The organism is Hoyosella rhizosphaerae (assembly GCF_014643175.1).
GTDB lineage: Bacteria > Actinomycetota > Actinomycetes > Mycobacteriales > Mycobacteriaceae > Lolliginicoccus > Lolliginicoccus rhizosphaerae.
This window is the reverse complement of sequence record NZ_BMJH01000002.1, coordinates 459,866-472,531: the sequence shown is the minus strand read 5'-3', so window position 1 is coordinate 472,531 and position 12,666 is coordinate 459,866. Positions and strand designations below refer to the sequence as shown.

Sequence of the window (12,666 nt, the reverse complement as noted above, 5' to 3'; positions counted from 1 at the left end):
TTTTCTCCTGTTGCACTACTCCGTGACGGTATTGTTAGGAACTTCCTGAGAATCCAAAAAGAAGCCGGGCCTACGCGTGCCCGAAGCATGAACGGAGAATGTGTGAACGATCACACAACCGGTTCATCTAGCCCTGAACCGTCACAGTCGACTGGAACTCAATACCAGCCCCCACTCCTCGCGACACCAAAGACAGACACATCTGTTATGGGCGCACTTCGGTCACCTAAGCGCCTCAAGACCGAAGTTCTAGCTGGTCTCGTGGTGGCGCTCGCACTCATCCCTGAGGCAATTGCGTTTTCCATTATTTTGGGAGTAGACCCGCAGGTCGGGTTGTTCGCGTCCTTCACCATGGCCGTAGTTATCGCGATTACTGGCGGACGCCCGGCCATGATCACCGCTGCCACCGGCGCTATAGCACTTGTCCTCGCGCCGCTGGTTCGAGACCACGGAATCGACTATTTGTTCGCCGCCGTCATCCTCGGCGGCTTGTTGCAAATCGCGCTCAGCCTCTTTGGTGTCGCGCGGTTGATGCGGTTCATTCCCCGCAGCGTCATGATCGGCTTTGTCAACGCTCTGGCGATCCTTATCTTCATGTCGCAGATCACCCACCTCGTTGACGTACCGATGTTGGTCTACCCACTTGTCGCACTCGGACTTGTCATCATGTTCGTGCTGCCTCGGATAACCACGATCGTTCCGGCCCCACTCGTTGCCATCGTGATCCTCACTGCCATAACGGTCACGTTCGCGCTTGTGGTCCCCGAAGTTGGCGACGAGGGCGAACTTCCGTCGTCGATGCCGTTCTTCTTCATTCCGGACGTTCCGTTTAACCTCGAAACTTTGCAGATTATCGCGCCATTTGCCCTGGCGATGGCGCTCGTCGGGTTGATCGAATCGCTGCTCACCGCCAAGATTGTCGATGACATCACCGACACTCACTCAGACAAGACGCGTGAGGGCATTGGCCAAGGTAGCGCCAACTTCGTCACCGGCTTCTTCGGCGGCATGGGTGGCTGCGCGATGATCGGTCAGACCATCATCAACGTGAAGGTGTCGGGCGCGCGCACCCGAATTTCAACATTCCTTGCAGGTGTGTTCCTCTTAGCTCTCATCCTCGGCCTTGGCGACCTCGTCGCGATCATCCCAATGGCTGCTCTTGTTGCCGTCATGATCATGGTGTCGTACAGCACGATGGACTGGCATTCCGTTGCACCATCCACGCTGCGGCGAATGCCGCCGGCCGAAACGATGGTCATGGTGGTGACAGTGGCCGTGACGGTGTTCACCCACAACCTCGCCTACGGTGTCATCGCTGGTGTTGTGACAGCGATGGTGATGTTCGCCCGCCGTGTCGCCCACTTCGTGTCCGTTGAGAAAGTCACCGAAACTGACACCACGAAAGACGGGCACATCGATACCCGTATCTACAAGGTCACCGGAGAGTTGTTCTTTGCCTCGAGCAACGACCTGGTGTACCAGTTTGACTACTCGGGTGACCCAGAGAATGTCGTCATCGACATGACTTACTCACACATCTGGGACGCTTCCACTGTCGCAGCGCTCGATGCGATTACAAACAAGTACAGGTTGCGCGGGAAAAAGGTGACGATCGTCGGCCTTAACGAGGCGTCGAGACAACGTCACGATCGCCTGAGTGGGCAACTCGGTGCTGATCACTAACTGATCGCACGAACCTCAACGGTGGTGCATTCCCATTAGGGGATGCACCACTTTCGTGTTTGGTCGCCCTTAAGCCTTGGATGAGTCACAGGGTTGCTTCAACCCATTTCTGGGTACTCAATACTTGAGTGACATGAAGTTTTCACTAACGTCACAACAAATCGGTCATATTTCCGACTTTTTGCAACGCCTTGTAACACAACAATGTCACGCTGCGAATAGCAGGGTAACAATGTGACGTTCAGATACGAATTGCCACACTACATAGGGGATTTACAGAGTGAAGGCAGTTTATTTCAAGAAGTACGGAGGACCAGAAGTCCTTCAGTGCGGCGAACGCCCTGAACCCAAAGTAGGACGGCACGATGTCCTCATTGAGGTTCACGCAGCTGCGGTCAACCCGCGTGACTGGCTCCTGCGCGAGGGCCGCTACTTTGCTCGCCATCTCATCCGATCACGTCCGATAATCCCCGGTAGCGACGTATCCGGAACCGTTTTGGCGATCGGTTCTGACGTCACCAAATTTCAGCCAGGTGACGCAGTCTTCGGCATGCAGTCCATCCTGGGCAATATGGGCGGCTATGCGGAACGAATCGCGATCAACGAAGAATGTCTCGCCAGGAAACCCTCGTCGGTCAGCCATATCGGCGCTGCGGCGATTCCTGTTGCCGGCCTCACTGCGTGGCAAGCGCTCTACGACTTAGCGAAAATTACCAGCGGTGCGCGTGTCGCGATCATTGGTGCTTCGGGCGGCGTGGGCCACTACGCCGTGCAGTTTGCCCGTCACACAGGCGCCCACATCACAGCAGTGTGTAGCGGGAAAAATGCGGACTTTGTCCGCGACCTTGGAGCACACAGCGTGGTGGACTACACGACGGACGACATTCACGCGGAAATCACTGGCGTTGACGTCGTTTTTGACACAATCGGCCGCGAAAGCCTGTCGACCTGCGCGCACATGATGAATCCGGGCGGAATCTACATCACCACAGTCCCGAATCTGAGTAACGCCCGAGAGTGGGTGCAGTCTGCTGTTTCCGCGCAAATTAACGAGCGCCGAAACGTCGCAACCACAAGAGGCGCCATCGTGCTGGTCAAACCACGCGGCGACCAACTTGCTGAGATCATCGAGCTCATGGATGCGGGTATGGTGCGCTCGTCAGTGGACGGCCTCTACCCGCTGTGTGACGCGGCAGAGGCTCACCGGCAGTCACGCACATTTCGGACTCGGGGAAAGATAGTTCTCCAGGTTAAATAGAAAACTGTCAGATCCACACGTCATGATGGTGTGGTGCCCGCCCTCGACCTGTTCTCCCCTGCGACACGTTCGTGGTTCGCAGCATCTTTTGGGGCGCCCACCCCCGCCCAGGAACAAGCGTGGCAGCACATCAGCCGTGGAGAACATAGCCTGGTGGTCGCACCAACAGGATCAGGCAAAACGCTGGCCGCATTCCTGTGGGCACTTGACCGACTCGCAACTGAAACAGACCCACCGCCCGGCACACGAATTGTGTACATCTCTCCGCTCAAAGCACTCGCCGTGGATGTGGAGCGAAACCTTCGCGCACCACTACTCGGTATCTCCCGCACGGCACAGGCGGAGCATCTTTCGGCACCGACGGTGACGGTGGGGGTTCGCACCGGCGATACCCCCTCCCGAACTCGGCAGGCAATGGTTCGGAACCCACCGGACATCCTGATCACCACACCAGAGTCATTATTTTTGATGCTCACCTCATCGGCGCGGGACACTCTAACCGCGGTCCACACGGTAATCGTCGATGAGATTCACTCCATCGCCGACTCGAAGCGCGGAGCACACCTCGCATTGTCGCTCGAACGCCTCGATCAGTTGGCCCACGAGCACGTGCAACGCATCGGACTTTCGGCCACGGTGCGACCACACAGCGCCGTAGCGCAATACCTCGCAGGTGAGCGACCCGTCAGCGTCATCGCGCCGCAGTTAGAGAAGAAGTTTGACCTGCGGGTTGTCGTGCCAGTTGAGGACATGACCAACGTCCCAGCAACTGACAGTGAATCCGACACCGATGCGCACAACCTGTCGGCGAACTCCCTATGGCCCCACGTCGAAGAACAACTCGTTGACCTAATCCTGCAACACCGCTCCTCAATTGTGTTCGCCAACTCGCGCCGCCTCGCAGAACGCCTGACATCGCGACTCAACGAAATCTACAGCGAACGCAACGGGCAAGAAATCCCCACCGGACCGATACGCTCACCTGCGGTGATGATCGCACAAGGGGGAACTGCTGCCCCCGCATCACATCTCCTTGCCCGTGCACATCATGGTTCTGTCAGCAAGGAGCAACGCGCGCTCATTGAGGACGACCTCAAGACCGGGCGTCTCCGCTGTGTCGTTGCGACGAGCAGTCTCGAACTAGGCATTGACATGGGCGCGGTCGACTTAGTTCTCCAAGTCGAAGCTCCACCGTCAGTCGCCAGCGGACTCCAACGTGTTGGACGCGCAGGACACCAAGTCGGCGAAACGTCCCGCGGCATCTTATTCCCCAAGCACCGGGCCGACCTTCTGCACTGCGCCGTCACCGTCGAACGGATGCGCACGGGCCAGATTGAATCTCTGCGCATCCCCGCCAACCCACTCGACGTCCTGGCCCAACAAACCGTTGCGGCATGCGCCCTCGAACCCCTCGATGTAGATGCTTGGTTCACAACTGTTCGACGGTCCGGGTCTTACAACGCGCTGCCACGATCGGCCTTCGACGCAACCCTCGACCTGTTGTCGGGAAAGTACCCCTCCGACCAGTTTGGTGAACTACGACCCCGCATTGTGTGGGACCGCGAAAACCACACCATCACAGGCCGCCCCGGAGCTCAACGCCTCGCCGTCACATCGGGAGGCACTATCCCTGACCGCGGTATGTATCCCGTGTTCATCGTTGGGGAGAAAAGCACACGCGTTGGCGAACTCGACGAAGAAATGGTCTACGAATCTCGCGTAGGCGACGTGTTCGCGCTCGGAGCAACAAGTTGGCGAATCGAAGACATCACCCACGACCGGGTGCTGGTCACTCCCGCTCCCGGACAGTTCGGACGACTCCCATTTTGGATTGGTGACAACCTCGGCCGCCCATCCGAACTCGGGGCGGCACTGGGCGCGTTCGTTCGTGAAATCGCTGTAGACGAAGCCGGTGCGCTGCAACGACTCACAGACAGCGGCCTCGATGCCAATGCCGCCAACAACACGATTGCCTTCATCACGTCACAACGCGAAGCTACTCAAGTTGTGCCCACCGACACCACGTTGCTGTGCGAAAGGTTTCGTGACGAACTCGGCGACTGGCGCGTCATTCTGCACTCCCCTTACGGACTGCCCGTCCATGCACCATGGGCCCTGGCAATCTCCGCCCGCGTGCGCGAACGGTACGGGGTAGACGGTGCAGCCGTCACCACCGACGACGCCATCATCGTCCGACTACCGGACACCGACGCGGACCCGCCTGGCGCGGACCTGTTCCTTTTCGATCCGGATGAGATAGATGCCCTCGTCACTGCCGAAGTAGGAAACTCGTCACTGTTCGCCGCGAGGTTTCGAGAATGTGCAGCGCGCGCCTTGTTGCTCCCCCGCCGTGACCCAGGCAAACGATCACCGTTGTGGCTGCAACGCCAACGGTCAGCGCAGCTACTCGACGTCGCTCGCAACTACCCCACTTTTCCTATCGTCCTCGAAGCTGTCCGAGAATGCCTCCAGGACGTGTACGACGTTCCCGGGCTCGCTCAACTACTGCGGAAACTCAACCACCGCAACATCCGGATTGTCGAAACTGAGACTTCCTCACCATCCCCTTTTGCGGTGTCAGCACTGTTCGGCTACACCGGCGCATTTGTCTACGAAAGCGACTCTCCGCTCGCCGAACGGAAAGCTGCTGCACTATCCCTGGACACCGCGTTGCTCGCCGAACTTCTCGGTCGTCTCGAAATGCGCGACATTCTGGACTCGACCGTCATCGCTGACTACCAGGCGCACCTTCAGTGGCTGAACCGCAAAGCCGTAACAGACGAACAATTAGTGGACATGCTGCGCACCATCGGCCCACTCACACCCGCCGACGTCGCCGAGCGCACCGAAGGTAATCACAAAGACTGGCTAGCTTCGCTACAGAAACAAAACCGTGCTATAGCGGTGACGTTCGCGAACAAGTTGTGGTGGATTGTCGTGGAAGACGCCGGCCGTATGAGGGACGCATTCGCGGCACCACTACCCGTCGGTGTTCCGAGCGCCCACTTAGAAGAAGTCCCCGACGCCCTCACCGACATCGTCGCACGCTACGCGCGCTCACGCGGACCGTTCACCGCCGCCGAAGTAGCCGAGCACTACGCACTACCCATAGGCCTGATTACAGCTGTGCTGAGGAAACTCGTCACCGACCGCCGCGTCATCGAAGGCGAGTTTCGCCCCGACCATGCAACCGACTCAGGAACCGAGTGGTGCGACACCGGCGTCCTTTCAGTCCTACGGCGCAAATCGCTTGCTGCGGTGCGGAACGCGATCGAACCAGTCAACACCACTGCACTCGTGAGGTTTTTGCCCACATGGCACAACATCGGGAGCACAACCTCGCGCGGAATAGACGGAGTCCTCACCGCGATCGACCACATCGCCGGGCTACCACTCCCCGCTTCCGCACTCGAGCCGCTGATCTTCGCCCCTCGTGTTGCCGACTATTCCCCGGCGATGCTTGATGAACTGACAACGTCCGGCGAAGTCGTGTGGTCCGGCGCTGGTTCCTTGTCCAAAAAGGATGGCTGGGTAGCCCTACACCTCGCAGACACTGCCCCGCTCACGTTAGCCGCCCCCATCACCGAGGACCTTTCAGACACCGCTTATCGCATCGAAACTGTGCTGAGCAACGGTGGTGGGTTCTTTTTCCGCGATCTCGCCGATGCGGTGATGCGCAGCCACCGCGAGAGCAACTCTCCAGGTATCAGTTCTGCGGGTATCGGTTCTGCGCTCACCGACGGCGACATCATCGACGCGCTGTGGGAACTTGTATGGGCGGGGAGCGTGACAAACGATACGTTTGCCCCAGTGCGTGCCCGGCTCACCACGGGTGGACGCACTGGATCACCAACACATCGAACGCGACAACCTCCGCCTCGCGCGCGAACCTTTCGCGCTGCTCGACTCCCCCGCGCCTCGCTGCCCACTCGTTCAGGTCCCCCAACGGTGGCGGGTCGCTGGTCGCTCTTGCCGCGTCCGCAAGATGACGTCACCGTGCGGGCGCATGCGTTGTGTGAGCAACTGATCGAACGGTACGGCATTGTCACAAAGAATGTTTTCGCCGCCGAGCGCACCCACGACGTGAGCTTTACATTGCTATATAAGGTCTTCCGCGAGCTCGAGGACCGTGGGGTGTGCCGCCGCGGATACTTCGTGACTTCACTTGGTGCTGCACAGTTTTCAACCTCCACAGTGGTGGATCGCCTTCGCGAGGTCAACGAACGCCCCGCCGACGGCGTAGGAGTAGTCCTTGCGGCAGTGGACCCCGCTAACCCTTACGGCGCGGCATTGCCTTGGCCCGACGGTCCGGCGGGTGGGCACCGGGCAGGCAGAAAGGCCGGCGCGCTAGTAGTAGTCGTCGACGGCGAACTAGTGGCCTACATCGAGCGCGGAGGAAAAACAGTATTGGTCTTTGGCGACGACCCGGTGGCGCTCGACCATGCGGTTCGCGCGGTAGTGAACTACGTACAGCGTGGTGCGCTGGACAAGCTACTGATCGAATCAATAAACGGCGTCGGCGCGGTGGAAGCTGAACGCAGCGACGGCGCTGTGGGGTTTTTCGTGCGGGCTTTGAAGGAGAATGGCTTTACATCAGTGCCGCGAGGGTTCCGGATTTGGAGGTGACGGATGCCTGAGGGCGACACAGTGTTTAGGACAGCCACCGCGCTCCGCGCCGCACTTGAGGGCGAAGTGCTCACACGCTGCGAGTTTCGGGTGCCACGCTACGCCACTGTCAATTTCAGTGGATCGCGCGTTGATCGTGTATGGCCTTACGGAAAGCACCTGTTTATCCAAGTCGGCGACCATGTGATTCATTCACATCTAAAAATGGAAGGCACATGGCACACCTATCCGAAACAGGCGCGCTGGCGTAAGCCCGCGTGGCAAGCCCGAGTGGTTCTTGAAAATGACGCGTGGCAAGCGATTGGTTTCTCGCTGGGTTTTGTGCGGATCATCCCTTTTGCTGGTGTCGACGCGGTGACAGACAAGTTGGGGCCGGACATTCTCGGACCGGATTGGGATGCGGCCGAGGCGGTACGGCGCATGTCGGAGGCCGCCGATGTTCCCATTGGAGTCGCCCTACTCGACCAGTCAATTCTCGCCGGAGTGGGCAATGTGTATCGAAGTGAAGTGTGTTTCCTACGGGGAATCGATCCAGTGACCCCGGTGCGGAGCGTGAATGTTTCGTCGGTGGTGGATCTGGCGGCTCGCATGTTAGTGGCGAATAAGAATCGCTCAATGCGGTGCACGACGGGAAATCTGCGCGCTGGGCAACAACTGTGGGTCTATGGGCGGGACCGGAAGCCATGTCGGCGCTGCGGCACCGTTGTTGAACGCCGAATTATCGGCGCGAAAGGCTACGAATCGTCAACGGTGCCGAATGCGGACGACCGGCTGGTCTTTGTGTGTCCGCAGTGTCAGGTTTGTAACATCACTGCTGCTAGGTAGTGCTGTCTCGCGGCTTTCCTGGCACCCTTGAAGCGTGATCAATCCCAGTGCCGCGTCAACCAGTGCCGCGCCGACCTGCGAAGCAACGCGGGTTCAGCCGACTGCGGATGCGGCCGATAGTTCTCGCGGTGGTCCGCTGTGGCGCCCACTCGCATTGGGATTCGCACTGGTGCTCGCGGTCCTGGCCGTACTCATGCTTGATGTGCCGGGGCCGTCTGAAATCCGCGCGTTTGCCGAGTCCGCAGGTCCACTCGGACTGGTGTTGTTTATCGCGATATTCGTTGGTTTAACTTTGACACCGGTGCCATCGAGCGCCTTAGCAGTTACCGCTGGCTTGTTGTACGGGTTTGTTGGTGGAGCACTAATCGCAGTCCCGTCCGCAATTGTGGCCGCACTCATTGCCTACTACGGTGGTCGCACTCTCGGTGCTGATGCGCTGCTGCACTACGGCAAGCAACCTGCTTTACGTGCGGTAACTTTCCTCAACCGCCGCGGGTTCACCGCAGTGCTGACGGTCCGATTGGTGCCGTTGCTTCCCTTCTGGTTGGTGAATTACTCGTCGGGAGTCGCCGGAATACCGGTACTGGGCTACGTTCTGGCCACGAGCATTGGGATTTTGCCTGGCATGCTGGGCTTCGTCGCTGTCGGTGCGTTTGGCACCGACATCTTCTCGTGGCAGTTCGCAGCGACAATTACCGCTGTATTCGCCTTCTCCATGTGTGGCGCCTACGCAGTACAACGCTTCACACGTCGCGGGCACCTGACCAACTGACTTTCTGTAGTGCGCCGCCTACTCCGTGAACAAATCGTCAAAGCGTCGTCTCATTTCCTCGTCAGACAACTGTTCAACTGGCGTAGCGATATGCCATAGGTGACCGAATGGGTCTTCAACGATGCCCACGCGGTCACCATAGAATTGGTCGCTTACCGGCATCGCTACAGTCGCACCTTTCTCCACTGCGCGCGCTACCGTCTCGTCGACATCGTCAACTGAGATCGCAAGCGTCACAGCTGTGCCGCCGAGCGCCTTGGGTCCCTGAGTCCCCCATTCAGGGTTCTCATCGGCAAGCATGATGGCACCGTCGGCGATGCGTAGTTCGACATGGAGCACCAGGCCACCTGGGCCCACCAAGCGCATGTGTTCCTCAGCGCCGAATACGTCCCGATAGTAGGCAATCGCCGCATCCGCGCCGTCCACTGTGAGGTACGGAGTAATCCGCGGGTACTTCCGCACCGTCGCGTCTGCTGACGCACCCGAGTTTTCCGAACCGTTTGAACCTGACATCCCAACCACACCCTCTCGCCGCCACTATTCGTTCATATGTTCGAACAATAGTGCGATGTGAGTTGTCTCGCAATACCTCATACACGACAAATTTTCACTGGACCTTGTGTGCAACACCATCAGGCCAGGCCACCACCATCGCGACATTTGCAGTGCACACATCAACAACCGCTAAGTTTTTACCCAGAACAAGCGCACGTACGCACCCGTTTCTCACCTACGGCGCCTTGTGGCGTAAAGTGCGAGAAGATACCCCCAATGTGGGGGCGGTTCGTCGGCGACACGGATCGTACGTCACCAGGACTAGAATCGCGCGCCGACGAGTTCGAAGATGGCGAACAATGAAGGAGCCGGTTGGTGACTGGGGACGCGTTCACTGCATGGAAGCGCCGAGAAGAGCTCGCCGAGGCGATGATCCCGATTATCGGACAGCTGTACCGACAGCACGATGTGACAATTCTTGTGCACAGCCGTTCGTTGGTGAACAAGTCCGCTGTGGGCATCCTCAAAGCACATCGGTTCGTTCGCCAAATCGAAAAGGAAGAATTGAAGATCGAGGATAGCTACCCGATCCTCAAGACGATCTCCGAACTTGACCTCACCCCTTCCCGAATCGACATCGGGTACCTCGCGATTGCATACAAGCATGACAATCGGGGTCTATCAGTCGAGGATTTCACTCGCGAGGCAGTTAAGGGCGCAATCGCCAACGGCGACGAAGACCGCAACCCTCCCCGCGATGTAGTTCTGTACGGCTTCGGCCGCATCGGTCGACTCCTTGCCCGCCTGCTCATTGAAAAGACCGGCTCCGGAAACGGGCTGCGCCTGCGCGCCGTAGTCGTTCGCCGCGGTGGTGACAACGACCTGATGAAGCGTGCTTCGTTGCTCCGCCGCGACTCCGTTCACGGCCTATTCAACGGCACGATCCATGTCGATCTAGAAAACGAAACGATCATCGCCAACGGCAATCCCATCAAGATTATTTACAGCGGCGATCCCACCTCCATCGACTACACCGAGTACGGAATCAACAACGCCGTACTGATCGACAACACCGGTAAGTGGCGGGACCGCGAAGGTCTCTCACAGCATCTCCGGCCGGGTATCGACAAGGTCGTTCTCACAGCCCCAGGCAAAGGCGACGTCAAGAACATCGTTCACGGCGTAAACCACGAAACCCTGTCGGCAGATGACAACATCCTGTCGTGTGCAAGCTGTACCACCAATGCCATCGTTCCCGTTCTCAAAGCAGTGAACGACAAATACGGCGTCGAATACTGCCACGTCGAAACGGTTCACTCCTTCACCAACGACCAGAACCTCCTCGACAACTACCACAAGGGTGATCGTCGCGGCCGGTCAGCGCCGCTCAACATGGTTCTCACCGAAACCGGCGCCGCTTCTGCTGTCGCAAAGGCACTCCCCGAATTGACCGGGCGTGTAACCGGATCATCCATCCGCGTTCCCACCCCAGACGTCTCGATGGCGATGCTCAACCTCACTCTCGACGGTGAAACCAACCGGGACGACCTCGTTGACCACCTGCGCACCGTGTCACTGAAGTCTCCGATGCAGCGCCAGATCGACTTCATTGCATCCACCGAAACAGTGTCGACAGACTTCGTCGGCTCACGCGCAGCGTGCGTAGTCGATGCTGAAGCGACCATCGTCCAAGGCAACCACGCTGTCGTTTACCTCTGGTACGACAACGAATTCGGCTACTCCTGCCAGGTCGTGAGGGTTGTGCAGCACATCACCGGTGTGCTGTACCCACACTTCCCGCAGGTGTAACACCAGGCTCAAAGCAAAGGCCCGCTGCGCGATTGCGCAGCGGGCCTTTTCGCTGTGCTCATTTCGTTCGTTCAATCCACATGCGACCGCCGCGTTTCGGTTACATCTGGGTGCAATATTCGCACGTACGCCGCGCATCCCGCGGGCAGAGCTCGCAGCGGCTACTGAAGTACCGAGGCTTCGCACCGTGGATGCACCCACAGCTAACGTGCGTGCCCTAGCCGCTGGCACCACAGGGCCTCCGTTTACCGCATCAATAGATCAGGAGGCAAGCACTTCCCGAGAACCGTCACCACGGCGTCGTACAGTGCGGGAATGGTGGGGCGATATAAAGCGCCCTAGTTATTGAGATGGGAGTTTGAAACTTTCGCGGTTATTTCGGCTGGGCTTTCGAAGTCCGGACCTGTGATCGTTAGCTAAGGGCTCTGGCAGGACTTGCTTACCGGAAGGCCTTCGAAGTGTGCGTGAAACCGCCGATTAGAGGGGCCTACCGACATCCCCGCCGCAAATAGCTTCCCCGGGAGGTTAGGCTCCCCCGTGCCTTGACTTCAAGGTTGTGGCGGAGCACGTCTACCTCACCTGACTGGCGTTCAGCATGCATCGAGAACTGGATACCGATGGGTGACTTCAATACGCCCGTAATCCACACCAGGACCCGAGAAAAGTCAACTAGAACAGTGGGTTCAACAAGATTCTGAACCGAAGCAGTTGCACTCATAGACCGGAACCGTAACTTCCTTGGCTAGGTGAGGGTGCATGAGGCTGAGTTTGTGTGCTGACGCGGGTGTTCCCGGAGTTCGGACGTGAGGCGTCGCCCTGTCGGGCAATCAAAGCCCATTCGAGGCGCGAGACCCGTGTCGCGACTCCCCTCTGGCTCACCGACACCCCCGCCATCAACGGCGATTCTCGCACCTGGGTGTGCGACACCAGCGGCAAGCACCCGTTCTGGGACGAAGAACCGCAGTAGCGGCAGCACCGCTCGCGAGCGCGGTTGGGTGGAGCCCGGCCTGATCATCCCGCAGCCACGCCCCGCCCGTCGCAAGACTGCGCCTATTCCTTCTGACTCTGGTGCTTATTCATCCTGGTGCGCCTGTCTGCAATAGCTCCGATTCTGACACTGGTTCCCAGCTTGGCTTACGTGACTGCTGCTGTAGGTAGTCCCGCATATACAGAGCGGTAGAGGTAACGAGACCATGAT

At 58.7% G+C, this 12,666-nt stretch carries 9 protein-coding genes; 6 read left to right on the top strand and 3 right to left on the bottom strand.

What is annotated here, in order from left to right; genetic code table 11:
- Nucleotides 1–207: 207 nt before the first annotated feature.
- From IEW73_RS10370 to IEW73_RS10350, 5 genes are all read left to right on the top strand, one after another.
- A complete protein-coding gene (locus tag IEW73_RS10370) occupies nt 208–1,683 on the top strand; it encodes a SulP family inorganic anion transporter (protein WP_229675963.1) in 1,476 nt (491 codons plus the stop codon).
- Between the two features lie 280 nt (nt 1,684–1,963).
- Nucleotides 1,964–2,941 (top strand): NADP-dependent oxidoreductase, encoded by a 978-nt coding sequence (locus IEW73_RS10365; RefSeq protein WP_188674226.1) that lies wholly within the window; start codon nt 1,964–1,966, stop codon nt 2,939–2,941.
- Nucleotides 2,942–2,971: 30 nt separating this feature from the next.
- Nucleotides 2,972–7,567, top strand: coding sequence for an ATP-dependent helicase (locus IEW73_RS10360; RefSeq protein ID WP_443667588.1), 4,596 nt, complete (start codon nt 2,972–2,974; stop codon nt 7,565–7,567).
- Nucleotides 7,568–7,570: 3 nt separating this feature from the next.
- Complete coding sequence (locus IEW73_RS10355) at nt 7,571–8,392, top strand: DNA-formamidopyrimidine glycosylase family protein (RefSeq protein WP_188674219.1); 822 nt, start codon at nt 7,571–7,573, stop codon at nt 8,390–8,392.
- A gap of 34 nt (nt 8,393–8,426) precedes the next feature.
- Nucleotides 8,427–9,164 (top strand): TVP38/TMEM64 family protein, encoded by a 738-nt coding sequence (locus IEW73_RS10350; RefSeq protein WP_188674216.1) that lies wholly within the window; start codon nt 8,427–8,429, stop codon nt 9,162–9,164.
- A gap of 18 nt (nt 9,165–9,182) precedes the next feature.
- Here the strand turns inward: IEW73_RS10350 and IEW73_RS10345 are convergent, their stop codons facing one another.
- On the bottom strand, nt 9,183–9,677 hold the full coding sequence (locus IEW73_RS10345; RefSeq protein WP_188674213.1) for a VOC family protein: 495 nt from the start codon (nt 9,675–9,677) through the stop codon (nt 9,183–9,185).
- Nucleotides 9,678–10,034: 357 nt separating this feature from the next.
- On the opposite strand from IEW73_RS10345, the gene IEW73_RS10340 reads away from it, so the two are divergent.
- Nucleotides 10,035–11,468, top strand: coding sequence for a glyceraldehyde-3-phosphate dehydrogenase (locus IEW73_RS10340; protein ID WP_188674210.1), 1,434 nt, complete (start codon nt 10,035–10,037; stop codon nt 11,466–11,468).
- Nucleotides 11,469–11,955: 487 nt separating this feature from the next.
- On the opposite strand, the gene IEW73_RS10335 is transcribed toward IEW73_RS10340, so the two are convergent.
- Both IEW73_RS10335 and IEW73_RS10330 read right to left on the bottom strand, forming a co-directional pair.
- Nucleotides 11,956–12,186 carry a hypothetical protein gene (locus IEW73_RS10335; protein WP_188674206.1) on the bottom strand — a complete coding sequence of 77 codons (231 nt, stop codon included), beginning with the start codon at nt 12,184–12,186 and terminating at the stop codon, nt 11,956–11,958.
- A gap of 24 nt (nt 12,187–12,210) precedes the next feature.
- The gene (locus tag IEW73_RS10330; protein ID WP_188674202.1) at nt 12,211–12,483 is read right to left on the bottom strand and encodes a hypothetical protein; all 273 of its coding nucleotides are present in this window, start codon (nt 12,481–12,483) and stop codon (nt 12,211–12,213) included.
- Nucleotides 12,484–12,666 lie beyond the last annotated feature (183 nt).